General features: G+C 49.2%; 23 protein-coding genes and 3 pseudogenes. 12 read left to right on the plus strand and 14 right to left on the minus strand.

What is annotated here, in order from left to right; translation table 11 throughout:
• The first annotated feature begins 559 nt into the window (after window positions 1-559).
• From LCF41_RS02130 to LCF41_RS02145, 4 genes and pseudogenes are all read left to right on the plus strand, one after another.
• A pseudogene (locus tag LCF41_RS02130) lies at window positions 560-1,508 on the plus strand (tyrosine-type recombinase/integrase).
• Window positions 1,509-1,526: 18 nt separating this feature from the next.
• On the plus strand, window positions 1,527-1,688 hold the full coding sequence (locus tag LCF41_RS02135) for a CopG family transcriptional regulator (RefSeq protein WP_225086686.1): 162 nt from the start codon (window positions 1,527-1,529) through the stop codon (window positions 1,686-1,688).
• Window positions 1,689-1,995: 307 nt separating this feature from the next.
• Window positions 1,996-2,301 carry a helix-turn-helix domain-containing protein gene (locus LCF41_RS02140; RefSeq protein ID WP_225086687.1) on the plus strand — a complete coding sequence of 102 codons (306 nt, stop codon included), beginning with the start codon at window positions 1,996-1,998 and terminating at the stop codon, window positions 2,299-2,301.
• A 4-nt stretch (window positions 2,302-2,305) separates the two neighbouring features.
• Window positions 2,306-3,640: a type II toxin-antitoxin system HipA family toxin gene (locus tag LCF41_RS02145; RefSeq protein WP_225086688.1), complete on the plus strand. Its 1,335-nt coding sequence runs from the start codon at window positions 2,306-2,308 to the stop codon at window positions 3,638-3,640.
• 275 nt (window positions 3,641-3,915) lie between these two features.
• Here the strand turns inward: LCF41_RS02145 and LCF41_RS02150 are convergent, their stop codons facing one another.
• The 5 genes and pseudogenes from LCF41_RS02150 to LCF41_RS02170 form a co-directional block, all read right to left on the minus strand.
• On the minus strand, window positions 3,916-5,004 hold the full coding sequence (locus LCF41_RS02150; RefSeq protein WP_225088081.1) for a helicase RepA family protein: 1,089 nt from the start codon (window positions 5,002-5,004) through the stop codon (window positions 3,916-3,918).
• A 111-nt stretch (window positions 5,005-5,115) separates the two neighbouring features.
• Window positions 5,116-5,982: pseudogene (locus tag LCF41_RS02155) on the minus strand (primase-helicase zinc-binding domain-containing protein); the annotation flags it as partial.
• On the minus strand, window positions 5,945-6,481 hold the full coding sequence (locus tag LCF41_RS02160) for an ash family protein (RefSeq protein WP_225086689.1): 537 nt from the start codon (window positions 6,479-6,481) through the stop codon (window positions 5,945-5,947). The gene LCF41_RS02160 and the pseudogene LCF41_RS02155, both read right to left, overlap by 38 nt.
• Window positions 6,478-6,678, minus strand: a complete 201-nt coding sequence (locus tag LCF41_RS02165) for a helix-turn-helix transcriptional regulator (RefSeq protein WP_225086690.1) — start codon at window positions 6,676-6,678, stop codon at window positions 6,478-6,480. The genes LCF41_RS02160 and LCF41_RS02165 overlap by 4 nt, the downstream gene beginning before the upstream one ends.
• Window positions 6,679-6,680: 2 nt before the next feature.
• Window positions 6,681-7,559 (minus strand): integrase domain-containing protein, encoded by an 879-nt coding sequence (locus LCF41_RS02170; RefSeq protein ID WP_225086691.1) that lies wholly within the window; start codon window positions 7,557-7,559, stop codon window positions 6,681-6,683.
• 998 nt (window positions 7,560-8,557) lie between these two features.
• On the opposite strand from LCF41_RS02170, the pseudogene LCF41_RS02175 reads away from it, so the two are divergent.
• From LCF41_RS02175 to LCF41_RS02210, 8 genes and pseudogenes are all read left to right on the plus strand, one after another.
• Window positions 8,558-8,659: pseudogene (locus LCF41_RS02175) on the plus strand (type II toxin-antitoxin system RelE/ParE family toxin); the annotation flags it as partial.
• A gap of 19 nt (window positions 8,660-8,678) precedes the next feature.
• On the plus strand, window positions 8,679-9,002 hold the full coding sequence (locus tag LCF41_RS02180; RefSeq protein ID WP_225086692.1) for a helix-turn-helix domain-containing protein: 324 nt from the start codon (window positions 8,679-8,681) through the stop codon (window positions 9,000-9,002).
• A gap of 834 nt (window positions 9,003-9,836) precedes the next feature.
• A complete protein-coding gene (locus LCF41_RS02185) occupies window positions 9,837-10,607 on the plus strand; it encodes an FRG domain-containing protein (RefSeq protein ID WP_225086693.1) in 771 nt (256 codons plus the stop codon).
• A gap of 94 nt (window positions 10,608-10,701) precedes the next feature.
• The gene (locus tag LCF41_RS02190) at window positions 10,702-12,348 is read left to right on the plus strand and encodes an ATP-dependent nuclease (protein WP_225086694.1); all 1,647 of its coding nucleotides are present in this window, start codon (window positions 10,702-10,704) and stop codon (window positions 12,346-12,348) included.
• Window positions 12,349-13,088: 740 nt separating this feature from the next.
• Window positions 13,089-13,721, plus strand: a complete 633-nt coding sequence (locus tag LCF41_RS02195) for a LysE family translocator (RefSeq protein WP_225086695.1) — start codon at window positions 13,089-13,091, stop codon at window positions 13,719-13,721.
• Window positions 13,722-13,960: 239 nt separating this feature from the next.
• Complete coding sequence (locus LCF41_RS02200) at window positions 13,961-14,389, plus strand: GNAT family N-acetyltransferase (RefSeq protein ID WP_225086696.1); 429 nt, start codon at window positions 13,961-13,963, stop codon at window positions 14,387-14,389.
• A 90-nt stretch (window positions 14,390-14,479) separates the two neighbouring features.
• On the plus strand, window positions 14,480-15,601 hold the full coding sequence (locus LCF41_RS02205; RefSeq protein ID WP_225086697.1) for a ribosomal protein uL16 3-hydroxylase: 1,122 nt from the start codon (window positions 14,480-14,482) through the stop codon (window positions 15,599-15,601).
• A 265-nt stretch (window positions 15,602-15,866) separates the two neighbouring features.
• Window positions 15,867-17,003 carry a lipase family protein gene (locus tag LCF41_RS02210; protein ID WP_225086698.1) on the plus strand — a complete coding sequence of 379 codons (1,137 nt, stop codon included), beginning with the start codon at window positions 15,867-15,869 and terminating at the stop codon, window positions 17,001-17,003.
• A 44-nt stretch (window positions 17,004-17,047) separates the two neighbouring features.
• Here the strand turns inward: LCF41_RS02210 and LCF41_RS02215 are convergent, their stop codons facing one another.
• From LCF41_RS02215 to LCF41_RS02255, 9 genes are all read right to left on the minus strand, one after another.
• Window positions 17,048-18,241, minus strand: coding sequence for an ABC transporter permease (locus LCF41_RS02215; RefSeq protein ID WP_225086699.1), 1,194 nt, complete (start codon window positions 18,239-18,241; stop codon window positions 17,048-17,050).
• Complete coding sequence (locus LCF41_RS02220) at window positions 18,235-19,353, minus strand: ABC transporter permease (RefSeq protein WP_225086700.1); 1,119 nt, start codon at window positions 19,351-19,353, stop codon at window positions 18,235-18,237. Before LCF41_RS02220 ends, LCF41_RS02215 begins: the two co-directional genes overlap by 7 nt.
• A complete protein-coding gene (locus LCF41_RS02225; protein WP_225086701.1) occupies window positions 19,353-20,354 on the minus strand; it encodes an HlyD family secretion protein in 1,002 nt (333 codons plus the stop codon). The genes LCF41_RS02220 and LCF41_RS02225 overlap by 1 nt, the downstream gene beginning before the upstream one ends.
• On the minus strand, window positions 20,351-21,778 hold the full coding sequence (locus tag LCF41_RS02230) for a TolC family protein (RefSeq protein ID WP_225086702.1): 1,428 nt from the start codon (window positions 21,776-21,778) through the stop codon (window positions 20,351-20,353). Before LCF41_RS02230 ends, LCF41_RS02225 begins: the two co-directional genes overlap by 4 nt.
• Before the next feature lie 328 nt (window positions 21,779-22,106).
• The gene (gene aspA / locus LCF41_RS02235; RefSeq protein WP_225086703.1) at window positions 22,107-23,546 is read right to left on the minus strand and encodes an aspartate ammonia-lyase; all 1,440 of its coding nucleotides are present in this window, start codon (window positions 23,544-23,546) and stop codon (window positions 22,107-22,109) included.
• A gap of 252 nt (window positions 23,547-23,798) precedes the next feature.
• Complete coding sequence (locus tag LCF41_RS02240; RefSeq protein WP_180743139.1) at window positions 23,799-24,794, minus strand: LysR family transcriptional regulator; 996 nt, start codon at window positions 24,792-24,794, stop codon at window positions 23,799-23,801.
• Between the two features lie 593 nt (window positions 24,795-25,387).
• Window positions 25,388-25,723 (minus strand): hypothetical protein, encoded by a 336-nt coding sequence (locus tag LCF41_RS02245; protein WP_225086704.1) that lies wholly within the window; start codon window positions 25,721-25,723, stop codon window positions 25,388-25,390.
• Window positions 25,724-26,229: 506 nt separating this feature from the next.
• Window positions 26,230-26,547 (minus strand): helix-turn-helix domain-containing protein, encoded by a 318-nt coding sequence (locus LCF41_RS02250; protein ID WP_005971176.1) that lies wholly within the window; start codon window positions 26,545-26,547, stop codon window positions 26,230-26,232.
• A 103-nt stretch (window positions 26,548-26,650) separates the two neighbouring features.
• The gene (locus LCF41_RS02255) at window positions 26,651-26,995 is read right to left on the minus strand and encodes a type II toxin-antitoxin system RelE/ParE family toxin (protein WP_225086705.1); all 345 of its coding nucleotides are present in this window, start codon (window positions 26,993-26,995) and stop codon (window positions 26,651-26,653) included.
• Window positions 26,996-26,997 lie beyond the last annotated feature (2 nt).

A 26,997-nucleotide genomic window follows, 5' to 3' on the forward strand; every position in this document is an offset into this window, starting at 1 on the left:
GTGATGAGTAACTCGTCACCTGTTCACCAACTCATCACCCATTAATCTATTGATTATTAAAAATAAAAACCTCTGGTGAAGAGGGTGAACAGTTTTGTGCAAAATCTTTTTATTTTGGCTGAGTCGTTATCATTAAGTGTGTTCGGTTAGGATCCGTTGCACGGAATCGAATCCGAGCGGATGATAATAGATCTCATTTATAGAGTTTTATCTGTATCTCTCTGATATATAGCTAAAAACCACATGGGGGCACAAAAGGGGGCATAAATTATTTATATAGTAATTTTATTCTTTATATTCAATATCTTATTTTCATGCATGAGTCCGGCCTTCGCACCAACGTATGAAAATCAAGTCACCTTAGGGTGGCTTTTTTTATGTCCAAAATCGTCCAGTAATGTCCATATCCACCTGTAAAATAACGATTTTAATTTAATTTCCCTCTCTGCGATTTTGTCTGTTTTATCCACAGTGGTCTTTCTTCGTCCATTGACATCCAGATGATTTGGGGGTCAAGGTGAGGGTAAATTCACTTCGATTATGAGTTGACCCCCAAATTATGGCGCTGACCGACGTTGTTGCCCGTACTGCTAAGCCTCGCGAGAAAGCCTATAAGCTCGCTGACGCGCACGGCCTGTATCTTTTGGTGAGTCCTAACGGCTCTACGCGCTGGTATCTCAAATACCGCTTTGAAGGTAAGGAAAGCCGGATTGCGTTCGGTGCCTATCCGCTGATCTCGCTGGCGAAGGCCAGAGAGAAGCGTGATGAGATACGATTGCTGCTGTTGGAGGGTATCCACCCAACGGAAAAGCGTGAAGAAGAAAAAGAGCAGACGCAAGACCTCTCCGGGGCGATAGCCGCACCAAAAGCTACCCATCGGCCAGCCCTGAAACTGAATAAACTGCCGGATTTTCTGACAAGGATAGAACGCCACAAAGGGCGGGCGTTAACCAGACTGGCGTTAAAACTCACGCTGTGCGTTTTTATCCGCTCCAGCGAGCTACGGCCCGCTGGCCGGAAATCGACTTTAAACGCGCTATGTGGACGATACCGGCCGAACGAGAAGCAATCCCCGGCGTGAAACATTCGCAGCGCGGCGCAAAGATGCGCTCTGAACATCTGGTGCCGTTATCCCGACAGGCTTTAGCGCCGCTGGAACAGATTAAGGCCATCAGCGGTGCTCATGAACTGATTTTCCCCGGCGATCATCGACCAACCAAACCGATGAGTGAAAACACCGTCAACAATGCATTACGAACCATGGGCTATGACACCACTACAGAGATTTGCGGACACGGCTTTCGCACCATGGCCTGTAGCGCGGCCAGTGGTCGCGGGATGCGGTGGAACGGCAAATGAGTCATCAGGAACGCAACGGCGTTCGTGCTGCCTACATCCACAAAGCGGAACATCTGGATGAGCGCACGCTAATGCTGCAATGGTGGGCGGATTATCTGGATGCCAATCGGGATGAGTATGTGGTGCCGTATGAGTTTAAAAATGTTTGATTCATTAGGGTCTTAGCGATGAAAAAAACGAAAAAACTAGCGGGAGCGCTCACTTCTCTGATTGAGAAGGCAGAACAGCGTCATCAGAGGGTCTTACAGGGGCTTGCTGATGTTGATGCTGGGCGTGTTGTAAATTGCTCTGATATGCAGGTGTTTATCGCCAGACTGAAGCAAGCATAATCGATAGAAATACGGGGCGTATCCTGTATCTAAAGCCTATGCATTAAGCTCCGCACCAGCCCCTTTTTTGGGAGGGGCTAGCGCTCATTTTTCTTATGTGGATGATTTTTTCTGCTGCTCGTAGTTCCCAAGTATCATTTCCGCCAGATCGTCTTCCATCATTAGAATATTATCTTTATTACAATCTATAAGCTGTTTTATCACTTTACAGCTTATATGCTGTATTTTATTCTTACAGCTTATAGGGTGTATCATGCAAAAACAGCCTATAGTATGTATAAGTATCTAAAGTAAGGGTAAGTGCCTTATGAATACAGTCTATCCGTTGAAAACCTTGAATCAGTTGCGCCCATTGCTGGTTGGCTTTCGCAAAGCTAAGGGGCTGACGCAAAAAGACGTGTCTGAAAGGTTAGGTGTAACACAACAAACCTATGCCCGTTTGGAAGCAAACCCCGGAAGTGCCAGTATTGAGCGCTTGTTTAAAGTGCTCACCGTTCTGGGGGTTGAGGTGGTGCTGTCTTCTGGACCAAGAGTACATTTCTCTATGTCATCCTCAACAATGGAAGAGCCAGAAAAGTCAATAGGCTCACCCGCCAGACGGGAAAAATGGTGACACTATGCCTCGAACACAACAGCGTTTAGCAATATGGATGAATGGAATTCAAGTGGGATTCTGGGAAAAGACCCGAGGCGAAGATAAGTTGCAATATCTTCCCGAATGGATCGCTGATGAACAGGGAAGACCTTTATCACTTTCTTTGCTTTTCACCCCCGGTAATCAGCTTTGGCGTGGCAATGTGGTACGCGACTATTTTGATAATTTATTGCCTGACAGCGAAGGTATACGCAGGCGTTTAGCAACGCGTTACCACGCTGATAGCCTTGAGCCTTTTGATCTGTTGGCTGAGCTGGGGAGAGACTGTGTTGGTGCGATACAGTTGCTGAATGGTAATGAAGAGCCTACAGATCTCTTTTCCGTAAAGTATCGCCCACTTTGTGAAGCTGAGATCGCCACTATATTGCGTAATACAACAGCGGCATTGCTGCCAGGTCGGCAGGATGATACTGACGATTTACGTTTATCGATTGCCGGTGCGCAGGAAAAAACGGCTTTACTCTGGCATGAAAGGCAATGGTGTTTGCCAGAAGGGAGTACCCCTACGACGCATATTTTCAAGTTACCACTCGGGCTAGTGGGTAATATGCAAGCGGATATGAGTACGTCGGTTGAAAATGAATGGCTGTGTTCTTTGATCCTTAAGGAATATGGAATTCCTGTTGCAAAAACACAGATTGCGCAGTTTGAAGATCAGAAAGTATTGGTTGTTGAGCGTTTTGACAGAAGATGGTCAAGCGATCAGCAATGGATCATTCGCTTGCCACAAGAGGATATGTGTCAGGCTCTGGGTGTTTCCCCGCTACGAAAATACCAGTCTGATGGTGGGCCGGGGATTTCCGATATTATGACCATACTGAGTCATTCGGAACAGGCTGAGCAGGACAAAGCGCAGTTTTTCAGGGCGCAAATTATTTTCTGGCTGATAGCGGCTACTGATGGGCACGCCAAAAATTTCAGTATCGCTATTGAGCCACAAGGTCGCTATCACCTTACGCCGCTTTATGATGTTTTATCGGCATGGCCGGTCATTGGTCCGCGTAATAACCAGATTTCCTGGCAGAAGTGCAAGCTGGCAATGGCTGTTCGGGGTAGTAGTAATTATTACCATCTGTACAGAATTCAACGGCGGCATTGGGTCAATCATGGTGAATTAACTGGTCTGGGTAGACGACAGGTTGAAGCCATGATGGATGATATTATATCTAGGACACCTGAGGTTATTGAACGTGTATCTTCGTTGCTGCCTGAGTCATTCCCACCAGAGCTTGCGGAATGTGTTTTTGACGGTATGCGACAACAGTGTGGTCGGTTACAAGAATTGCACCGTAAATAGGATATTGAAGAACGTCTTGAAGCAATTCACCTTTCAGGCAGGGGTAGCCACAGAACGGTGAGTGACTAGGGAAAGCGATCATAAACATCCCCCACCTTTCCCCCACTTACTCAGGGATCACGGCTTCCCCCACCTAATTTTTATGGCTCTGTTAAAAATGATTATTTATTAGTAAGTTAAGTTATTCCCCCACTTCGCGCCTATATATGCGTGGGAAGTGGGGGAAAATGCCGGATAGAGGGACTCATTATCCGTTCGCCCCCACTTTCCCCCGTTTAATCCCCCACCTTATTTCGTTGCGATAGTGGCGTAATTCGCTCACCCTCAAAGGCGATCAGGCCATCCTTTTCCAGCTTGTCCAGCCAGCGGGTAAACTTCTTGTTTACATCAAAGCCCATTGCCCGCATATCATCCCGTACTAATGAGCGGGTGCAGCCTTCACCGTTGGCTGTGCGTGAGCGAATAGCCTGCCACAGCGCAAAATGATTTTCCGTCAGCCGTGGGATACCGGCTAAATCGGGATCGCTGGCAGCCTCATCCTCTCTGACTTCACGGCCTTCATCGTTCAGCACCAGCGAGGTGATCTGGTCGCCATCATCATCCACGTACAGATCGACGGCATTCAGGTCATAGGCACGACGCGGTGGTTCTTCCGCATCCTTCATCTTGGTGCAACTGAGGATCAACGCGCCGCCGTCACCTTCACGCCTGACGTTAAATTCCACGTCCAGCGCAGCACGGAAGGCGCTGGATCCACGCGCCCCTTTGTCCTGATCTTTACCGGAATGATGGATAATCAGCACCGTAGCCTGTGTTGCTGCTTTAATCGCGTCACATCCCTGAATGAATGCGCCCATGTCTTTAGCCGCGTTCTCATCTGAGCCGCCAAAACAGCGGGCGAGCGTATCCAGAATGATCAGACGAACCGGCATACCGGAGGCGACTTTCACATCGCGGGCGGCGCGTATCACCTGCTGTACGCTCTCCGGACTGGCTGGAAAAATCGGGCAATCAACACGATACAGTGCATCAATCGGGCTACCGCCGTTAAGCGTCTGCTCCCATGCCCGGATACGGCGGGGAACGCCAATCCCACCTTCACCAACAACATAAATCACCGCACCCTGTGTCACCGGCTTGCCTGCCCACGGTTTTCCGGTGGCGATATGGCATCCCCACGATACCGCCAGAAAAGACTTATACGAGCCGCTGGCACCGTAAGCGCTGGCCACGGAGGAACTCGGCAGATAGCCTTTAATCAGGTAGTCCTGCCGCGTATCAAAACCGTCAGAGCCTTTGCGCAGGGGTAAGGCGGTGTTGAAGGCCGGTGTAGCGGAATCGGTGCGGACTAAAGGCGTATACATCGTGTCGGGCTGATAGCGTTGTTTGTTGAACGCGGATTTGGTGGACTCAAGCCCATATTGCTGACGGTAATCATCCCAGTCACAGAGCGTTGTGGTGGGCGGTAACGACACCCAGCCGTCCACCGCGAGCGCGGCTTTTTCAGCCTGTTCCTTACCGATATTGGTTGAACCGTCGGCATGCAGGTCATGATCGCCCGCCAGAATAATAGTGGCATCGGGATACCAGCCACGCAGCGCGTGGGCGACGTTCATCAGGTTATTGGCCGATACCGCCGCAACCACCGCCGCTGTAGTGATCTGGCTGATGGTCAGGCCGGTGGCGTACCCTTCAGTGATCACGATGGTGTCCGGCTCTTTCGGGTAATGCACGGCGATGAAAGCGCCTTTCAATTGTGAACCGGGCAGAAGGCGTTTTTCTCCGTTGTCGTTGATCAACTGTGCGCCGATCAGTTCACCGGAAACGCGATGCAATTTCAGCAGCAGGCTTCCCTCATCAAACAGCACGCCGCCGATACGCATTTTTTGCTGTGCGGTCAGGCGGGCATGGACGATAGAGAATCCTTTGGCTTTCAGGTAGGCGCTTTCGCCGTTCCTTGAATGGGTCAGCATCTGCTTGATTTTATCGGCCAGCGGTGGGCGCTCAGTGGCTTTTTCCCTGGCTGGCGCAGTTGAGGCAGGGAGTGTCAGCGCGGCCACCTGTTTTGCGGCATCTGACAGGTCACAGTTTTTCACCCGTGCGACCAGATCAAGGCCATCACCATGACCGCATTGATTGCAAAACCACGTTCCCCGTCCTTCCTTGTCGTCAAAGCGGAAGCGATCTTTGCCGCCGCAGGCAGGACAAGCGCCATGTTTACCGCCGGAAGGCATCGGAATCGCCAGCGCGGACAGAATGGTACGCCAGCGGTGGCGCGACTGTGCGGTAATGTCTGAAACGAATTTACTCATCGTCAGCCACCTCCGCTTGCAGCGTGTCATTCAACTGGTTCAGACGTTCCCACAGGATAAAGATCAGCAGCTCTTTCGCGAGCGCGTTGTCCAGTTCAATGATGGCATAGGCTAGCGCCCGACAGTGATCGACGAGTTCTTCTAACGTCAGGGGAGTGGGGTCATACATGATGTACCCCCGCAGAAAAAAAGAAAGATTGCGGGTAGAGAAAGGGAAGGATCGTAGCCATAAGGCAGCCTCCAGACTGTAGCTTCTTAGACAGCTACCACCAGAGACGCCAACCTCAAGGGTGGTAGCCCGTACGGGGTTGGCGTTACCGGACAGTCTGGCTACCGGCGCTCCTTGCGGAGCCCCCGCACGAGCCACCATTGCAGGTACGGCTCGATGCGTGCCTGAACAGCAATGCGCATAACACGCATATTCAGGCACCAGACATTTGTTCGGAACGCCAATTCCGGCTGCGGATTTTGCCGCAGCATCAGCAGTATATCGTAAATCGCCCGCCAGAAAAAAATAACAATGCATCATGGTTTAGCCTCCCCGCGCTGGCTGATACGTGCCGCGATCCAGTCATTCACCTCACTTTCCACCCACGCTACTGAGCGGGCACCGATTTTGACCGTCTGAGGGAAGTCCCCCTGCTTCATCAGCAGGTAAATCCATGATTTCTTGAGACCGGTTTTTTTCATCACACCCGATAAGCGAATCAACGTGTTATCCGTCATGTTCAATCCTCCTTCCGGGTGTAAACCCGCTCGACATAGCGCCCCCGACCATCACCGTGGCCGAGATCCATAGAGGTTAATGCTCTGGCTTCACTGCGGGAAAAGCCCTGTGACAGGTAATAACGCATGGCATCCTGCGCCCATGCGTAGCGCAGGCTGTGTGGGGAATAGTGGCCGGTCAGCCCTAAGCGGGTGGTCTGCGTGCGCCAGAAGTTCATGGCGGTTTTCAGGTCGGGTTTATCGATCAGCCTGCCGTTACGCGCCTCGGCCACCTTTAGCGCCTCGTTTACAGCCCGTTGAATCGCTTCGCGATCGATAATCCGGGTTTCGCGCGGCCTGCCGCCTTTGGTGCCAAATACCACGGTCAGCGTCTGTTGACGGCGCTCAAGTTGCTTTTCCCATGTCGTCAGCGAACTGGCGCACTGCACCGCTTCTTGGGAGCGCAGCCCCAGCAATCGGGCAAGCTGAAGTGCGCAGGCCAGCCCTTTATCACGCTGTTGCGCTGCAAGCAGAACGGCCTGATAGCGCTCATCCGGGATAGCGAATTTTGTCCCGGCACGGCTTGCGCCACTCAGCCCTAATGCGTTGTTGGTCAGGCGATCAGAAACGGCGAGCTTTTCCCGTCCTCCCTGCTTAAACACCGTGCGCAACGCTGCCATTTCGTTGTGCAGGGTACGAAGGGCAATCCGCTGTGACAGCCGTTCGGCGACATAGCTTTCGATATGTCTGGCTTTGAGATACTTAACGTCACGCACCTGAATATTCAGCGCCAGAAGGTGACGGCACAGCCTGTCCATGATGCGGATACGATCATGAACCGTCTTGTAGCTCCCGCCAGCCTGTTTCGCCAGCGTGGTCATTTCACGACTTAATTTACTCATGCAACTTACCTCTCATAATTCAACTGGATGCTTTTCTCTGGCGCATGGGAAAGGGCAGAAACAATCGCAATTGACCTGCCTTGAACGATACCTGTGCGCCAGAGCGAACAGCAGTTGAGGTTTTGGGAGGTGTCGGCTAGGCACTCGGTGCGGCCGCCTGCGGTTGCAGGATTTCCTCTCAGGCGGTTAGGCCTGCCTCGGTATCGGTTCAATCTCCTGTAAAAAAAGCGATCAGTCCGGCACAAACGGGTGTGTCAGATTCATGACGCGGCGGTTGAGGTGCATGTCTCAGGGGCTGATGGGGTCTTCGGCTGCGGCGTCACTTTCATCCGTTGACACGGAAAAAGTGACGCCGGTGCAGACGTTGCCGGCAGACGCTTAGCAGATGCCTGACGGCATAGCAACGCGCAGCCAGCACGTTCACACGCGCAGACGCAAATCATTGAGACGAGTAAAATCGAAGTTACGCGATAACGCGAACTTACGAAGGTAAGCGCTGTTTAAGCCGCCTATGAAGTGAAATCACCACAACGATAAACGTTGCAGCTACGGCCAGTCTCCTACGGTATGTAAACCGCTCTCTGGCTGGGTATAGTGAAGCCCACAGCAATGTTGGGCTTGAAGTAAAAGTGAGCTTCATCGTCATGCTCATAGCGGCTCTGACGACATCTGCTTTCAGAAGTTAAGCAGATTTACCACGCTTTTAATCGCGCTCCCTTCCTTTCAGGTTACAGAAGGATATCGTGTGGTCGCCCGAAGGCGTCAGTCTCAGACCACGCTCCATTCCTATGACTTTGGCAGTGTGACCACCCGAAGGCGTTTCTCACAGGTCACTCGTATCATCCCGATACTGGAAACATTGGTGGCTGTCATCGACAGCAGTTTTTCATGGTCAAAAATACGACAGAACGTTGCAGGCTTCAAGCGATTTTACTCTGCCAGAAGAGCGAATAATCTAGCACTAAGTGCTATAGTTAAGGTTGCAGGATGTCAGCCTGATGCGTGTATTCAAAACCAAATGGTTCACTAAAGCGGCTAAATCCCACGCCATCAAGGATAGCGAGTTATATGAAGCTATTGAGGCGGTGATCAAGAGTGAAGAACGGGTGGAGATTTGCCATGACCGCAAAAAATAAATCCAAAAGCCCTGCATTTGAGGCTATCCACAGCGCGGCTTCTGGATTATTCAGCGTCGATGCTATCCCACAGGAAACGATGCGCAACTTTGACAAAGCGTGTCTCAATAGCGTGGACGATCTTCAGCCCATTGAGATTAAGGCACTGCGTGAAAAGCTGAATGTCAGCCAGCCCGTTTTCGCCAGATACCTGAATACCAGTGTTTCGACGGTACAGAAATGGGAAAGCGGCGTAAAACGTCCTAGTGGGTTGTCGCTGAAACTGCTTACCGTGGTGCGGAAACATGGGTTGAAGGTGTTGGTTTGATTGAGTTGTGCGGTTTTCTTGAGATGATAATTTGGGTGTGGGGCATTAATTGGACAGAGCACTTAGTGCAAATCACTCCATCTGTGATAGATTTACTATCTGCCGAGAATTGATGACCAGTTTAAAAGTTGCTGAATGGTATCCATCAGATCTCCAACTTGTCGATCAATACATTCGATTATTAATAATAAAAATCTATTATTTAATTTTTTTTTTTTTTTTTTTTTTTTTTGCTATTAAATTTATGTGTCGAGTGATTAGTGTTTTTTATGTAAAATGAATGGCTATTTTTTGTCTTTAAATTAAAAAATTAATATGTTAAGTGGTTTTATTTGGATTTTTAACAGTGCTTTTACGTTATTTTTTTAAGAGTAGATAAGCTTAATTTGTTAATTTTAAATAAAATATTTATTATGGTGCTTGATAGCAATATATTATAAGGTATTTATTATAATATGGTTAATGGTTTTTATATTTATGAAATAATTCGTATGATTTCATAAATAGTCCTGAAAGGAAAAAGTAGTATATATTAGAAACTGGTTAGAATTGAAGAATAACTTACACATTTTTTCTAACGCAGGAAATTCAGAAAAAATTCTTTATATCAGAATATACGTCGATAGCAGATACTACGGATTTTATTTATTATCATGCTTATAATTAGGAATTGAGCTTTATAGTGATTATCATTTTCCTTTTTGCTCGATGGAGGGGGGGCTCATTGTAATTTATAAAATTTAGAAGTAATATCGTATACATGAAATTTTTGAATTTTCTGTGTTTAAATACGGATTTCCACTGTATGAACATTAGCAATGTCAGGAATTCAGTATGAATAATAACCCTTTTGTCACTCATACTTATGATACATGGAAGCAATTTCTTACTGACAACCAGTACTTCGCTGATGATATGGGATTTGTGTTTCGTGGGCACGCAAGCCCAAATTGGGAGCTTGAAACAACTTTAGATAGATTGCTAACAAGGTTAAACCCGAAAGGTATTGATCTCGACTCAACATATGATTTTCTTTTAAAAGAATTTGTACACTCCATTCGAGCTCGATCGGGAGTTAAAAAAGACTTAAACCTTAATGATGAGGAATTATGGTCTATTGGGCAGCATTATGGTTTAGCTACACCTTTACTTGATTGGTCTAGGTCATTATATGTTGCAGTATTTTTTGCTTTTGAAAATTCAGCAGTATCTGATAGTGGTTTTCGTTCTATTTGGGCACTGAATCTTTGCCCTTTTGTTCTTGATAAAATAAAAGAATTTAACGATGGAAAAGATAAAAAGTATCATTTTAAGGTAATAGATCCTATTTCCGACGAAAACCCAAGACTCATAGCTCAAACAGGGTTATTTACTCGGCAACCGTTAAAATATAGTTTGGTCAATTGGGTTAGGGAAACTTTACCTAATGATGCTCCATATTTGATAAAAATAAATATCCCTGAATCAGAAAGGATGTCAATACTGAAGCATCTTCGCATAATGAATATTCATCATGGAACGCTTTTCCCTGATATTGAAGGTGCCGCAAAATATTGTAATCACACACTTGAAATTCTTAGTAACAAGAGAGTGAATGGTAATTAATGCTATTGCTGGAAATATATTTATTTTTATCTCTGGGACGTTAACACCGCTGGTGTAACGTTAAATTTTATCAATTATCAATAAGAGTGTTATTATGAAACTATCTGCATTACTGATCTCTAACTTTAAAGGAATCAAGGGTGAAGTAAAAATACTCATCGACAACATCGTTGTATTAGTTGGGCCAAATAACAGTTGTAAGTCTACGATTCTGGATGCATATGAAGCCTATGTTTCGATGGGAAGCGCATTAAGCTTAGATCATTTTCATGGTCGGAATGCAAATACACCAGTGATAATTACAGGCGTTTTCAATGATGTCACTCAGACAGATATTGATACTTTAGGGCAAGAATGGCATTTACAAAAAGATCCGGAATTTGGTAATTGTGCAAAGTTTCAAATCCGTTGGGAAACTCCAGAAGAAAATGGAGTCAAATATAGTTTTAGCAACAAAACAAATGATTGGAAGAAAGGAGGGGCTGGTGGATGGAACACATTACTGCAAAGCAGATTGCCAATTCCAGTACGATTAAATCCAAATGATGGCTATGATGCTCTAGAAAAGGTGGTAAAAGATTTAGCATCAAAAAATGCTGCTCAAAAATTAAAAGATGATAAAAGTAAGGTTGCCGGAATTGTTGCAGAAATAGAAAAACTTGCTAAGGAAGTAGATAAAGAACTATCTGGAAGTATTGGGCAATTAAGCAGTAAAATAGAGTTGGAGTTAAATAAATTATTTCTAGGTGCTACTGTTAGCTTTGAAACCGGCGTAGGCAAGTTCAAAGCAGAAGATGCGATTAAGGATGGTAGTAAGTTCTTTGTGAAAACAAATAATCATCCATCATCATTGGAGCATCAAGGAACAGGCTTAAAAAGAGCTTTCTTATGGTCTGCGGTAAATGCTCTATGTAGCGAGGGAATGTATAAAAAGGGGACAAAACTAATTCAAAACGAAACACCAAAAGTATTACTGATTGATGAACCAGAAATAAACTTGCATCCATCTATAATTAGAGCTGCCCGAAAAGCTATTTATGCGTTAGCAGATCTAGAAGGATGGCAAGTTATATGCACTACACATTCTCCAGTATTTATTGACCTCACACAAGACCAAACTACACTAATCAAAGTATCAAATAATCAACAGGGTACTTTCTACTTTCAGACTGATAAAGCACATTTTAGCCCTGATGAAAGAGACAATCTAAAGATGCTAAATCGTTGTTGCCCTACAGTTAATGAATTTTTCTTTTATCCTAATGCGATATTAGTCGAGGGTGATACTGAATATTTGGCTTATCAGTACATCATTGAAAAAAGTGGCCTTGAAGGAAACTATTGCGTTATTAATTGTAGAGGAAAAGCAAACATCCCTACATTTATAAAAATATTTGACCAGTTCAATGCAAATGCTATAGCAATTCATGATCTAGATACAAAGCTTAGAAAAGATGGAGCATCCAATGGTATGTGGACAATTAACTTGAACATAAGATCACTAGCGGATGCAACAAACGGTCGAGTTAAAACGGTTGTTCACAATCCTGATTTTGAAGGTTTTTATCTCAATGAGTCACCCTCAAAAGATAAACCATATAACTTATTTACTCACCTAACATCAGCTGACTTTGAAACAAATGACAAATATAAGATGTTAAGGGAATCCCTAAATTCGATTATTAGCGGAACCCATAAGGGTTTGTACACCACGCAGGCAGAACTTGATGCTATGGCTTAATAAAACTCTGAACACGGATAACTTACTCGCTGCACACCTAATTTATCGGTTAGCGTAGCATTCATATCAGTTTCTCGTTGTTAAGCATCAGTTATATATTGGTCTCTTTTGTAAGATGGGGGCTTATCCCCCATCTTATCTGGGCGATAACCTCCCTCATATCTGCTATAAAAATTGACCAAGTTAGCTTTTCATAAGACCTGACGGGGTCAATTTGGTGGTCGGTTACATGGGTTTAAATTTTAAAATCAATCAAAATCATATAAATATAATAATTTTCGAGTCCGGCCTTCGCACCAACGTATGAAAATCAAGTCACCTCAGGGTGGCTTTTTTTATGTCCAAAATCGTCCATATCTACCTGTAAAATAATAATTTTACCCTTCCTCCCACATTGAATGCTCTCGTGAACGTCGTGCAAATAGATGCCGACATATCAGCCAAAACCATTGATCGGGAACGCATGCCTGACTGGCACCCTAAGCATCCTGTTGAAACCTCGCCAAGCCATTATTGTGATGATTCAGAGATGTTGCGTGGCAGCAAAGCAGTAAGGGAAAAGAGATAAGGTGGGGTAAGCAATGATATCCAATATCATTGAAACAGCTTGATTTTGTAGAGCCTGACGATCATTCTCAATGAATAGTCATTGAAATCACGCCTGAACAGGCAATTTTCAGGTACTGAGGTCAGTCGCTTAGAATTAATCGGGTATGGGTTTGTCGTTAACCGGAGGGAATATGCCAGAAATAAATAGCCTTTTTGCATTCTCGCTAATCGCGCTTGGGATGGTGCTTACGCCAGGACCCAATATGATATACCTTATTTCACGTTCTATTTGTCAGGGACGTGCTGCTGGACTGATTTCGCTCGGCGGTGTCGCTCTGGGTTTTGTTTTTTACATGATCTGTGCAGCGTTTGGTATAACAGCATTAGTGATGGCTGTTCCTTATGCTTACGATGCGATCCGAATCGCTGGTGCTATTTATCTACTATGGCTGGCATGGCAGGCAATACGTCCGAACGGAAGATCACCCTTTCAGGTTAACGATTTGCCCAAGGATAGCGCGCGTAAACTGTTCATGATGGGGTTCCTAACCAATTTATTAAATCCAAAGATTGCTGTGATGTATTTATCGTTATTGCCACAGTTTATCAATCCCGCTCATGGTAGCGTTTTAACACAGTCGTTAGCCCTCGGTATGACACAAATCATCATTAGCGTCTCAGTTAACGCCGTAATCGCGATCTCTGCCGGAACCATCGCGCATTTTCTCACGAAACGGCCATCCTTTGCGCTAATCCAACGCTGGATTATGGGCGGCGTTCTGACAACCCTCGCCGTCAAAATATTAAGTGAGTCTCGCCGTTGAGGGTAACTCCCCACTTTTCTTTCATTTCACGCCTATATCTGTGTGATATGGGGATAACGGATAGGGTGACGTACTATCCGTTATCCCCTGCTTAATTCCCCCATTTCGTTGTGATAGCCTCTCTGCCTCAAAGGCGATCGGTTCATCCTTCACTGATAAGAACAGCGCTGAAACGGTATGTTTGCTGGACGTTATTTGTATCACTATGCCTTTTTAATAAACGTGAGCTGGGAGGACGAGTGGAATTAATCGTGACGCACGATATTACCGAGAGCGATCGGGAGGAACTTTTTGCAGGCCTGAGAAGCTACAACCATCGGTTTATTAATCCTGCCTCCTTTGGGCAAATCGGGATTTTTCACCGAAATAGTGCCGGGACTCTGCTTGGTGGGTTGATCGCAATGCGTAAAGGGTTATGGCTGTGTATTGATTATTTGTGGGTGAGCGAAGAATCCAGAGGCCTGAAGCTCGGTAGCGCGTTGGTGAAAGCTGCGGAACAGGAGGCGATACGTCTTGGGTGCCGCCATGCGCTTGTGGATACCTTTAGCTTTCAGGCGCTTCCTTTCTATGAAAAGCAAGGCTATCAACGGCAAATGTCGTTACCCGATTTTCCTGAAGAAGGCATGTTAAGGCACTATCTAATAAAGAAGAATATGCAGGCCGTATGATAGTTATCCGCCCATTGACCCATGACAAAGTAGATAAGGCGTGGCCTTCTTTATAATCAGGCCCGTTTCTCTTCTCACTGGTGTGGACGCATGGCTTACCAACTTAATCTTAACTGGCCAGAATTCTTAGAAAAATACTGGCAAAAACAGCCTGTTGTATTAAAGAACGCTTTCCCGAATTTTATTGACCCGATTACGCCGGATGAACTGGCGGGGTTGGCGATGGAGGCGGAGGTCGATAGCCGTCTGGTCAGTCATAAAAATGGTCAGTGGCAGGCCAGCAACGGGCCGTTTGAGCATTTTGATAATCTGGGGGAAACCGGCTGGTCGCTGTTGGCTCAGGCGGTGAATCACTGGCATGCGCCGTCGGCTGAACTCGTGCGTCCGTTCCGCGTGTTGCCGGATTGGCGTTTGGACGATCTGATGATCTCCTTTTCTGTGCCGGGGGGCGGTGTTGGCCCGCATATCGATCAGTATGATGTTTTTATCATTCAGGGGATGGGTAGTCGCCGCTGGCGCGTAGGGGATAAGCTGCCGATGCGCCAGTTCTGCCCGCACCCTGCGCTGCTGCATGTTGATCCTTTCCCGCCGATCATTGATGAAGATCTTGAGCCGGGCGACATTCTCTATATTCCACCGGGTTTCCCGCACGATGGCTTTACGCACGAAACCGCGCTCAACTACTCCGTGGGGTTCCGTGGGCCGAACGGCAGAGATTTAATCAGCAGCTTTGCTGACTACGTGTTGGAGAACGATCTCGGCGGTGAACACTATAGCGACCCGGATTTGACCTGTCGGGAGCATCCAGGCCGGGTTGAAGACTATGAGTTTGATCGTCTGCGCGAGATGATGATCGATGTAATTAATCAGCCGGAAGCACTTAAAGAGTGGTTTGGCCGCTTTGTGACGACGCCACGCCATGAGCTGGATATCGCGCCGGCAGAACCGCCGTATGAGCAGGACGAGATTGTGGGGGCGCTGATGGATGGCGATGTGCTGACGCGTCTGAGCGGTTTACGAGTGCTGGAAGTCGGCGATAGCTACTTCATCAACAGCGAACGGCTGGATACGGTCGATCCGAAAGCGGCCGATGCGTTATGTCGTTACACCGTTCTTGGTAAAAAAGAGCTGGGCGAGGCGCTGGAGAATCCGGCATTCGTGGCTGAGCTAACCGGTCTGGTTAATCAAGGCTACTGGTTCTTCGACGAGTAATATGCTTCTCTTTAGCGGCTTCCGAACACGTATTATATGGCGGGCTTCGGGAGCCACTGTTGTTATTTGGTGGATTCTTCCTGTTAATAGCTGACTATCAACCTGACCTCGTTAATATCCATATCGCCACAAGATTAATCTTCTTTGGCTAAGAGTTAGTTATCTATTGAATTTATTAATAAAAAATAACTTTATCCCGTCAAGGAATGCAGAGTTGGACTATCTTTTAGAGCGATGCGTAATTAAATAACTCTGGAGAGATGTCATGTTTCCTTTGCCTAAAATAAAACAATACCCCTTAGCGTTATGCCTCATTATATCAGCCAGTGTGGTGGCACCGTTTTCTTTCGCAGACACGAAGGCGCCTGGCACACTATTAAAAAAAGTGCCGTTGGGTGAGGAGTATGGCCTCATGGAGGCCGCTGAGCAGTATCGGATCCAGTATCATTCTCGAAGTGGTGTGGATGGCAAAAGTCCACGTGACGATACCGGTGCTGTTTTTATCCCCAAAGGTGAGGCGCCAGAAGGCGGTTGGCCTGTCGTCGTGTGGACGCATGGAACGATAGGTGTGGCGAGCTCTTGCGCGCCGTCTCTCAATCCACGTTCAGCACGGGATGCGCAGTATTTAAATACCTGGTTATCGTTGGGGTTTGCCATTGTGGCACCAGATTATGCGGGGCTGGGATCGGATGGGCTGCATCACTATCTCAATTCACGCGGTGAGGCATGGAGCGTGTTGGATAGCGTAAAAGCGTCTCTGAGTACATTCCCGCTACGTAATCAGTTAACGCTTGTCGGCCAGTCACAGGGGGCGCATGCGGCCTTTGCGACAGCAGGCTACCAACCGGATTATGCGCCGAGTTTGCATATCGCCTCGACCGTATTGACTGGTACACCCTATTTTGACGACAAAACCTCTGCGGCAGAGCTTTTTGCTGGGGAAAGCGGAGAGGGCGGCGATCCGAAAATCCCTTATGTGATGTATATCTATCTCTCGGCGGCCGATATCAATAAAGAGCTTAAGGTTGATGATTATTTCACACCGAAAGCTGCGGCCGTTGTCGCTGACGCACGTAAGATGTGTATCGGTGAACTGACGCAGAAGGTAATGGCCGAGGGGCTGAATGCGAAGAATAGCCTGAAGCCTGCGATACAAGGATTACTGGACAGCCAAACCGCGAATTTGCGCTACAACACACTCAAGGTTAACCAACCGGTCTTCATTGGGATTGGGACTAGCGACATTAACGTACCGACGAAGATGCAGCGTCACTTTGCGGAAGATGTCATTAGTGCAGGGACGTCAGCAGAAGTGCATGAATATAAGGGCATGAACCACAGCGAAACGGTTAATGTTTCGCTGCGTAATTCGGTTCCTTTTGTGTGGTCAGCAAAACAGTAAGCCTCTGGTCCCGGCGAATCTGTCGGGGCATTTGTTTTTAATGTTCAATTATGTGCCAGCCAGCGACGCGCGGCCTGATGTTCTCTGCGATATTGCCGTTGTCGATACCCTAACATCCCCCAGGCCAGCAGGCCGTATAGGGCAGCCAACAGCCATAAATGCCACCAGAATGCGCCGATCTGGGCAAAGTCGGCACCCATCTGATTAAGACGCAATATTCCCTGAATCGTGAAGACGGCAGGTACCCACTGTGCCAGCAAGTTCAGAGGCGCGGGGATCATTTCCACGGGCCAGATGAAGCCAGAAAGAAAGACAATCGGAATGGAAGAGAGCAGCACCGCCTGACTGGGGAGATCTTTGCGCGTAAAGGCCGCCCCCAGCACCACACCGAGCCATAGCGTTGAGAGCAAAAAGGGCAGCGCAAACAACAGCAGTTGGCTCATGCTGGCTTCACGCGCGATGCCATAGGCGTCAAGACAAAAGCCGAGCATGTAGAGCAGCGAGAGCAAATAGGCACTGCCCACAACCAGTGTACGTGCCAGCAGCAAACGCCACGGTGTGGCATATTGCCAGTAGCGCACCTCGCCAGATCGTGTGCGCTGATTTTGTCCAGCACCGAGCAGGCCGCATCCCATCAGCAAAATTTGGTGCAGTATCAACATGAAAACGCCGGGAACCACGTAATCGACATAGCCCATGGTGGGGTTAAATACCGGCACGGCATTCAGCGAGGTTGCCTGCCACTGTGAGCTTGCTGCGGGTATGCCTTCCCCCTGAGCCAACAGCCGTGCGACTTTAACCTGCGCGCCTACGGTACCACCGACCGTCGCCAGAGACTGTGCGATCGCGCCGTAGATCAGGAAGTAGCTGGCATCGGCTGAATAGCTTACCGTGACGCTTTTTCCCTGCATGATATCGCGGTAGAAATGGCGCGGAATATAGAGAATCCCTTTTGCTTCGCCGTGCAGCAGCAGCGCTTTGGCTTCATCCAGCGTGTTGCGCTGCGCCACCAGCCGTACCTCCGGCGTGGCGTTAGCCATAAACGCCAGACGGCGTGAGAGCTGAGTGCCATCTTCATCAACCAGCACTACCGGCAGTTCGCGTGGCGTCTGGGCGAGGTAAGGTCGCGGATAGAGAAAGGAATAGAGCAGAATCCCGCCGAACAGCGTGAGCAAGATGGTTGGATCGCGCAGTAAGCTGCGCAGCTCAAACCAGATGAGGGTGGCGAAGGTCAGCATGCTACCTCCTTGTCACGGGGTCGGTAGCGCCAGAGAGTCAGCGGTAGTAGCAGCCAGAATAGGGCGAGCGCTACCAATGCATGCGCGATCTGAATGACCCCTGCGCCGTAGCTGGTGATGGCAATCGCGATATCGCCATAGTGAGCGACGGGCAGCAACTGTCGCCAGAATGTGGCGAATGTCTCCATTGCTGCCGCCGGAAAGGTGATACCCATAAATGCCAGTCCGGGAGCCATTAACGCGCCGACAATGGAAACGGCACGTGCCGGATCGCGAATCAGCGCATAGAAGGCCATGCCCAGTGCCACGCAGGCACCAGCCGTCACACCGATCGCGACGAAGAGCAGCAGCGCTGAGCCGCTGAGTGGGTAATCAAGCAGGCTATACAGCCCGTAGCTCCATAAGCCGCCCCACGTCCAGCCTATCAGCCAGTGCGTCAGGAATTTAGCACCGATGGCCGCAGTGTGGTTCTCCGGCACCCAGAGTGCTCCGTGCCGATCTTCCCGAGCCAGCGTATTCAGGCCGTAGAGCGCGAGTAGAATCGACCAGATCGAGGGAATAATCGCGTTCAGCAAAAACTGGGCGTAGTTGGCGTTTTGGTTAAACAGCGCGGTAATCTGTCCGCCGATCGGCACCGCCAGTCCTTTGGCTTCAGGAACGGCTGCCCCCTGAGCCAGTGCCTGCATCACGGCGATCTGTCCGTTGAATGTTCCCGCCACCAGCGCCAGCGAGCTGTTGATAACTTTCGCAACCAAAACGAATTGCCCGTTATTCCAGGCGGTGATGGTCGGTGATGTTCCCTGCCGGATATCACGCTCAAAGTGGCGTGGGATGGCCACCAGCGCATAGATCTCGCCGCCACGCAATGAGGCTGAGCCTTCTGCCACTGACGGGAACTGATGGTTCAGGTTGAAAGAGGGGGAAGCATGCAGTTCTCTGGCAAACTGGCGCGACATCGTGCTGTTGTCCAGATCAACCAAGCCGATGGGGAGTTCGCGGACAATCGCCCCGGATAGTGTCCACCAGGTCATCAGCATGGTGATAAGCGGCAGCCAGAGCGCTAGCGCCATCCCCCAGCGATCGCGCCACAGCGCCCTCCATTCGCGCATCATCACATTTCTACCAGTGCGCTCATGCCGACGCGTAGCCCGTTAATCGGTTGAATCGGACGCGCTTCTACTTCGAATGTTCGCATATCAAACCCTTGTCGGGTATCCGTTGCACGCCACGTGGCGAAATCCCCCATGACGGAGATGTAGGACACCTTGAACCGGAATGTCTGGTTGTTCAGCGCCGGAATACGTGCCTCAAACTCGGTGCCCATCGCAAAGCGCTCAAGGAGATCCTCGCGTACCGCCAGTTGGATCCAGATGTCGCTCATGTCCAGTAGCGTAACCACAGGAAAGCCCTGTGGCGCAATTTCGCCGCTGCGCAGCAACACATTGCTGACCTCTCCCGTGTGCGGGCTAACAACGCGCGCCTCTGCCAGATAGGCTTCCACCTCGGCCACGGAACCGGCGGCCATACGGGCTTTTTCCTCTGCGGCTACCTGGGTTTCTTTCCGTGTGCCTTCCTGCGCCATTTGATATTCCTGCCACGCCATCCCTTCGGTATAGCGTGCGGCATCCCAGGAGGCTTTGGCTTCATCCCGCTTTTGCAGCGGCAGTACTCCTTCCTGATAGAGATTCTGCACGCGCAGGTAGGTCTTATGGCTTAGCTCGGAACCGGCTTTGGCTTTTTGCCACTGATCTTTGGCAGCGGCGATCTGCTGCTCACGTGCGCCTTTCTTGGCCTCTAGCGCCACCGCGCCCGCCGCGGCTTCGCCAGCTTTTGCCTGCTCCAGCTTTGCGTCCAGTTCCGGTGTCAGGAGCGTGAAGACGAGATCGCCCACGTCAAGCTGCTGGCCTTTTTGTACCGGCACGTCTGCGATACGGCCAGCCACTTTTGACGACACGGAATACTGCTGTGCTTCGATTTGCCCCTGTAAGCGTATCGGTTCGGGCTGGTAGGCGAGCCAGAAGCGATACGCTATCCAGACAACCACAATCAGCAGGATGGCCTGAAGAAGCCATTTGCGTGTTGAACGTGAAGCGGGCTGGTGGGGTTGGGTCATGGCGTCACCTGTATGGCGTAGTGGGTCTGGTAGTCAGCAAAGCGGTTTATCTGGCCGGAAATGGCCATTAATCTGGCGATGGAAACCACGTAACGATAAGCTGCGGAGGCGCGTTGTGTTTTGGCACCGGCCAGTTGGTTTAGCGCATCCACCACGTCTAGCGAGGTAGACATCCCTTGCGTAAATGCCTTGTTGCGCAACCGGACGTTCTCTTCGGCCAGTTTTTCTGTCGAAGACAGGGAGTTGAATTCTTCCAGCGCCAGTCGGGCTTCTCGCCATGTACTCTCGACCATGATTTCAAGATTTTGCCGCATATCGGCTTCCAGATAGTTAACCTGCATTTCTGCGCTTTTCGCAGCGGCAATATTGTCGGAACGGCCTTCACGGCTGATGAGCGGGACGGAAACGCCGACGCCCACCATCCAGTCCGGTGTGGTTCTGGCGGCCAGCGTGTCCTGTTCATAGAGCTGATAATTGCCGAATAAGAACACGTCAGGTGCGTATTTGGCACGCTCAATACGGATAAGATCTTTGGCCTGATCGCGCTTGGCAGAAAGCACCTTGAGACCGGGGTGGGTGTTGAGCGTTTGTTTCACCAACGCAGGCAGTTCGGGCAGCGTTTTATTGATGAACAGCGAAGAAGAGGGGGTGGCACCTTCTGTCTTGATCAACTTCGCGAAGACCATTTCGGTGGTCTCCATATTTCGCCGCGCTTTTTGTGTTTCTATGCGCGCCATGTCATAAGCGGATTGGGCGGACAGCACCTCGACCCGGGCGATCTGCCCCTGCGCTTCCAGCTTACGGGCGTGATCATAGTGTTGCGCCATACCTTTCTCGATATCCTGACGCGTCTTCATCACCTGATGTGCCATCACCACGCCGTAGTAAGTCTGTGCCAGCGCCTCAAACTGCGCCAGCGTGCGGACAATCAGCATCTGCTCTGCCTCATTCACCTGCGCGGCCCGAATTGACTGCGCGGCATCAATTCGGCCTCCGGTGAATAACGGCCAGACGACCTGAACGGAGCTGGTGACCACATTTTGTTCTGTGAAGCGGGTGACGAAGGGATTGCCGCTGATATTAATCAACTGATTGAGTGCGGCAAAGATGTCCCGGTGATTCGACAGCGGGTTTAAGTCGCGCGCATCCAGCTCAACAGGTTTATCGAGGCGCGTATAGCTTGCGCCCACGTTGACCTGCGGCCAATAGAGACCTTTGGCAGACTCTTTCAGGGACTGAGCGCGATCGACTCCGGCGTGCTCAGCGGCAATGCCATCATCGCTTTGCAGCAGGCGTACCCAGGCCTGATTAAATGAGAGGGGCTGCCCAAATGCCGTGGGCGACCAGCACTGCAATAGCAATAGCAATAGCGCAGCGGGGAAATAAGCCAGAAATCGTTTTTTGCTGTGTGTTACTCGTGGCATGCCTGATGAAATCATCCTTTTACCCAAATGCCGCCAAAGTGGTAGGAGTAAGCCTGCTAAAAAGCGAAGCCTGTGTAGGATAAAGAAATAGATCTCGCGCTGAAGTAAACAAGCCGCGTGATTTCTATTATTTCCGGAGATGATTTAGTTTTGGTCTAAATTCTCAATTATTCAAATAATATAAGAGGTTAAATTGGAAAAAAGCGTGAAAGGGAAATAATGCCAGTGGAATAGGGGCGTTATGAGAATAACGATGATTATTTTTCAATGAATAATTAGCAGGAAAAGGCCCGGATATCCTCCGGGCCAGCGTGACGCAAAACAAAAATTACACGGCTTCGTTTTCGTCGGTGTAGCGTTTGGCTTTATAGGCTGGGTGCATCAGGTTCTGGATGGAGAAAATATCATCCAGCTGTTCTTCGGTCAGCAGACCACGCTCCAGCACCACTTCGCGTACGCTCTTACCGGTTTCGGCACAGATTTTCCCGACGATATCGCCGTTGTGGTGACCAATGAACGGGTTCAGGTAAGTCACGATACCGATAGAGTTGAAGACGTAAGCTTCACACACATCTTTGTTCGCGGTGATGCCGTCGACGCATTTTTCCAGCAGGTTGTAGCAGGCGCTGGACAGAATCTGGATGGATTCGAACATGGCTTGTCCGATAACGGGTTCCATCACGTTCAGCTGTAGCTGACCGGCTTCTGCCGCCATGGTGACGCAGGTATCGTTGCCGATGACTTTGAAGCACACCTGATTCACGACTTCCGGTACCACAGGGTTAACTTTGGCTGGCATGATGGACGAGCCCGCCTGCAATTCCGGCAGGTTGATTTCGTTCAGGCCAGTGCGCGGGCCGGAAGACAGCAGGCGCAGGTCGTTACAGATCTTCGACAGTTTTACCGCCACACGTTTCAGGGCGCTGTGCATCATTACGTACGCACCACAGTCGGAAGTGGCTTCGATCAGGTCTTCCGCTGGTACGCAAGGCAGGCCGCTGACTTTTGCCAGATGTTGAACGGCCAGTTTCTGGTATTCATCCGGGGTGTTCAGACGTGTACCGATGGCGGTCGCGCCCAGGTTCACTTCCAGCAGCAGTTCGGCCGTGCGCAGCAGGTTGCGGTTTTCTTCTTTCAGCAGCACGTTGAACGCGTGAAATTCTTGGCCGAGAGTCATCGGTACGGCATCTTGCAACTGGGTACGACCCATTTTCAGGATGTTTTCAAACTCTTTTGCTTTGCGCTCAAAGCCATCGCTCAGTTGAGTAATTGCTTCGACCAGTTTCAGGATGGAGGTGTACACTGCGATGCGAAAGCCGGTCGGGTAGGCATCGTTGGTAGACTGGCATTTGTTCAGGTGGTCGTTCGGGTTCAGGTATTGGTATTCACCTTTCTGGTGACCCATCAGTTCCAGACCGATATTCGCCAGCACTTCGTTGGTGTTCATGTTGACTGATGTGCCTGCGCCGCCCTGATAGACATCGACAGGGAACTGATCCAGACATTTACCGTTATTCAGCACTTCATCACAGGCTTGCAGAATCGTGTTGGCAATGTTGCGCGGGATGGTTTGCAGTTCTTTATTCGCCAGCGCGGCGGCTTTTTTTACCATCACCATGGCGCGGACGAATTCTGGAATATCGCTGATGGTGCTATTGCTAATATAAAAGTTCTCAATCGCGCGCAGCGTATGGATACCATAATAGGCATCGGCAGGGACTTCGCGGGTACCTAACAGGTCTTCTTCAATACGGATATTCGTTGACATGGATCTTCTTCCTTTTTTCTTGTTCGATGTACATAGCATCGTTTTCAATATTAAGACTATGATTTTTTAGGGTTTGTCTTTCCTGCTTTTTGGTTTTCAGGTAACACGAACCCCGCACGATTTGTATAAAATCATGACTAAAAAGCGTTCTCAGGGAGACGAACATGGAATTAGCATCGTTAAATAGCTAGTGGTGGATATATTCCTCCATTTATGTTTTGTCTCCCAATCGTGAATAGTTATACCTAACTGTTATTCCATATTATCCGGGTTGATCTCAACCAGCTTTTCTATTCCACGGTTCAGCGTTTTCAATTTCGGAATAAATACGGTTTTGATAATGTCATGTGTGACATCACACGCTTCTTCAAAGAACGCGCTGTATTCATCACGGTGCCCGACAATATACAGCGAGCGCTTGATATTCAGTTGTTCCGGCATATGCGTTAGCACTTCGCGGGAGTGCGCAACGGATTGCAGGAAACTCAGCGGGGTCGTTACCGCCCACCCGATGCCTGCCGCTACCATCGACGTTAAGGTATCCGCGTTATCAAATTCGAGCATGTTCGGTACGCGGACATCGATGCGGCGCAGGTAGCGCTCAATCTGCATCCCAATCTGCGAGTTCCGGTTAAAACGCACCAGCGGCAGTGCGGCGGAAAGCTCGCGGATGTCCTCGACGGTTTTGATGCGTTTGCGGTAATCCGGCGGCGTGATAATGAAATAGCCTTCGGAAAACAGCTGGTGACGCACCACGCTATCGCTGTCGATCAATGGGTCGCTGGTGACGATCATATCCAGCTCGCGGCGCATTAGCGCTTCACCCTGCTGCGGACTGAGTCCGGTACGAATCAACAACTGCGACGAACTCTTCATCAAACTCTTGGTAAACACTGAACCGCAAGTGATCGCGAATGAATCCACTAGGCCGATACGCAAGTCGGGTTTAATCCCTTTTCCTGCTTCCAGCACCTGTGCCTTCAGGTTTGCGATCTCCTCCGTCAGGATTTCTCCTCGGTTTTTCAACGCAATGCCGTAGGGCGTCAGGACAAAGGGGCGACGAGCCCGGTTAACCAATTTGACGCCGAAATCTTCTTCCAATAACCGAATCGTCTGCGAAATGGCAGAGGGTGTCAGGCCTAGCCGCGCGGCGGCTGCCGTCATGCTTCCTGCTTCCGCCATTGTTACAAAGACATAGACGGCGTACATATCGATCGATTTATTGGCGGACACTGTGCGTTTAACCATGTGAGTTTGCCTACGCTGCAAGGTGAATGTCGTCGAAATATGAAGCGTTAGTCTATCTCATCTCGCTGACTACGACCTCGCTAACTGATGTCAGAATAGTCGGCTAACTTCAGAAAAAATACAGGTTGTATCACTGATTAATTTTTTCTTATTTCTAGCTTTAGCGGATCTGAAGGTGAAATGAATGACATGATGTGATGGCTAGTGCGTCGGTTGTATTCCTCCCTCTTGTTCGTGATGTTTTTATACATAAATACAGGATGATTGCAGGTTTTGCTGTTATCCGGCGTAAAAAATTATGCTGAGGAGATAGCTGGCTTCGGATGAGCCGCAGGACGCGGCGAAAGCTTGCGCCACGTAGGGAACGTGTCGCAAGCGGTCCGCTAAGTCAGATACCGACGAAGGTACCGCGTCAGCGGCATAATTTCCGCCGAAAGCCTGGGGTCACGGGGCGAGCGGCGTGTGAGCCGTCCCGTGTCGGGCGCGTGCTACGAAGTCGCATGAAAATGACGACATTATCGCGCACGAAACTGTCTCAGTAGCAGCATAAAAGTTTGGCTAAGGCCAATCTTTCCAGTTATAACGTATTGTTTTTACTGTGTGGTAAGAGGTGCGTCGCTCACTGTCGTGACGGTTCGTACGTGACGTTCAGCCTGTTCACACATTTCCAGCAGCGCCGGAATCAGGTGTGCGGTGGCGTTGAGGCAAGCGCCGAGCTGGCTGAGGCTTTCCTGTGGCAGTTCAACGTCATTTTGCAGTGTGTCGCCGAGGTAATGCAGGCCGAGGCACAGGCCTTCGACCGATTCGGCGGCAATTGCGCCGAGGTCGCAGAGCTGAACGTCATCTAACTGCGCGAAAGGCAGGCTGGCGATCAGATCGCGGAAAATGGTAATGGTGCTGTCAGCGGGTGTGGCGTGAGTGTCCGTCATGGTCATTTTTTCCTTGAGATATGTAAGTCCGCCACCACACAAGGTTCCAAATTCGGGTGGTGACACAGACAGGATTGGAACCCCGGCTCTCAAGAAGACCGGTCAACCTTGCGGTTGCCCTGCCTGCGTCACCGTAAAGAGTGTGCACGCAGCCCCTGAAAAAACAAAGTGTTTTTCAGTCTTGAGAGGTTCGGGGTTCCAAGCCCGGCTGCGGATGTTGCCGCAGCACAGAGACTGTATTCCAACGGCGAAAAACGTGGAATAGGGTGGATGGATTTACAGTGGAATTACAGCAGGTTTTGGAATGAAGCTCGCAGAAATGGGCGGAAAGCCTCGTCGCTGGCAAACCGCGATACACGGGGCGACCACAGGGGTGAGGCCTCCCTGCGGGAACCTCCCCCTGTGTTTCCCCTAAAATGAGGCGACTACGCTGCCTGTGGGCGCTGATAAGATGACTCTTACAAGAATGTGGAAACGCATTGAAGGGAACAATCATGCAAAAAACGTTAGCCTGCTGATTCGATTTCAGTTATCGCGATTGATGCCTGATGTAGGCTTGGCATCGACATCTTCGCGCGGAAACCGAGTGCATCCAGCATGTCGAACATGGCGTCAATAGTGAAAAGCTCAATCTTGGCATTTTTCAGTTCTGATACGCGCGACTGGCTGATACCCAGTTTTTCCGCTGCTTCTTTTTGTGTCCAGCCTTTCTCTTTGATTAAATTGGTGATCATGATCGATAAATCCATTTTCATTGCCATCTTGCTGGCAATCTCAGCGTCATGCGTTACATGAAACGGACTTTCGTAGAATTTTAACGCCATAATACTTATCTCTCCTTATCTCAGTAAATAAAATATCTAATATTTTAGATATTTCGTCAAGTTTACTGGATAGAAAGTGTTCTGTTTACTGATTCGGAATTAGTCAGCTCAACACATGATAGCGATAAAGCATTTTCTCAAGGTCCTGTTTCATGCTGACAAAAAGCAGGATCTCTATGACGCGATGCTCTTCATCAACATCATATAAACAGCGAAAATCATCTTCTATCGAGAGGCGTTCACGGAGTGCGATTCCCTTATCGGATAATATTGCGTTATGTCTGTAGCGGGTAGGATCTTGAGAAATAGCCTGTATGGATGTTAAGAACAGGGATTCAGACCACGTAGCGGCTTGTTCAATGCCAATATAGTGAGATTTATAAGACTCAGCATCCTGCAAAGACCAGACAGCCGCAGGCGCGACTTTAATGGTGTACGAACTGGCCAAGT

The organism is Pectobacterium colocasium (assembly GCF_020181655.1).
Classification (GTDB): domain Bacteria; phylum Pseudomonadota; class Gammaproteobacteria; order Enterobacterales; family Enterobacteriaceae; genus Pectobacterium; species Pectobacterium colocasium.

Coding starts and splice junctions, on each gene's coding strand:
- LCF41_RS02135 (WP_225086686.1), top strand. CDS start 1,527: ATGAAAAAAACGAAAAAACTAGCGGGAGCGCTCACTTCTCTGATTGAG.
- LCF41_RS02140 (WP_225086687.1), top strand. CDS start 1,996: ATGAATACAGTCTATCCGTTGAAAACCTTGAATCAGTTGCGCCCATTG.
- LCF41_RS02145 (WP_225086688.1), top strand. CDS start 2,306: ATGCCTCGAACACAACAGCGTTTAGCAATATGGATGAATGGAATTCAA.
- LCF41_RS02150 (WP_225088081.1), bottom strand. CDS start 5,004: ATGTATACGCCTTTAGTCCGCACCGATTCCGCTACACCGGCCTTCAAC.
- LCF41_RS02160 (WP_225086689.1), bottom strand. CDS start 6,481: ATGATGCATTGTTATTTTTTTCTGGCGGGCGATTTACGATATACTGCT.
- LCF41_RS02165 (WP_225086690.1), bottom strand. CDS start 6,678: ATGACGGATAACACGTTGATTCGCTTATCGGGTGTGATGAAAAAAACC.
- LCF41_RS02170 (WP_225086691.1), bottom strand. CDS start 7,559: ATGAGTAAATTAAGTCGTGAAATGACCACGCTGGCGAAACAGGCTGGC.
- LCF41_RS02180 (WP_225086692.1), top strand. CDS start 8,679: ATGACCGCAAAAAATAAATCCAAAAGCCCTGCATTTGAGGCTATCCAC.
- LCF41_RS02185 (WP_225086693.1), top strand. CDS start 9,837: ATGAATAATAACCCTTTTGTCACTCATACTTATGATACATGGAAGCAA.
- LCF41_RS02190 (WP_225086694.1), top strand. CDS start 10,702: ATGAAACTATCTGCATTACTGATCTCTAACTTTAAAGGAATCAAGGGT.
- LCF41_RS02195 (WP_225086695.1), top strand. CDS start 13,089: ATGCCAGAAATAAATAGCCTTTTTGCATTCTCGCTAATCGCGCTTGGG.
- LCF41_RS02205 (WP_225086697.1), top strand. CDS start 14,480: ATGGCTTACCAACTTAATCTTAACTGGCCAGAATTCTTAGAAAAATAC.
- LCF41_RS02210 (WP_225086698.1), top strand. CDS start 15,867: ATGTTTCCTTTGCCTAAAATAAAACAATACCCCTTAGCGTTATGCCTC.
- LCF41_RS02215 (WP_225086699.1), bottom strand. CDS start 18,241: ATGCTGACCTTCGCCACCCTCATCTGGTTTGAGCTGCGCAGCTTACTG.
- LCF41_RS02220 (WP_225086700.1), bottom strand. CDS start 19,353: ATGATGCGCGAATGGAGGGCGCTGTGGCGCGATCGCTGGGGGATGGCG.
- LCF41_RS02225 (WP_225086701.1), bottom strand. CDS start 20,354: ATGACCCAACCCCACCAGCCCGCTTCACGTTCAACACGCAAATGGCTT.
- LCF41_RS02230 (WP_225086702.1), bottom strand. CDS start 21,778: ATGCCACGAGTAACACACAGCAAAAAACGATTTCTGGCTTATTTCCCC.
- aspA (WP_225086703.1), bottom strand. CDS start 23,546: ATGTCAACGAATATCCGTATTGAAGAAGACCTGTTAGGTACCCGCGAA.
- LCF41_RS02240 (WP_180743139.1), bottom strand. CDS start 24,794: ATGGTTAAACGCACAGTGTCCGCCAATAAATCGATCGATATGTACGCC.
- LCF41_RS02245 (WP_225086704.1), bottom strand. CDS start 25,723: ATGACGGACACTCACGCCACACCCGCTGACAGCACCATTACCATTTTC.
- LCF41_RS02250 (WP_005971176.1), bottom strand. CDS start 26,547: ATGGCGTTAAAATTCTACGAAAGTCCGTTTCATGTAACGCATGACGCT.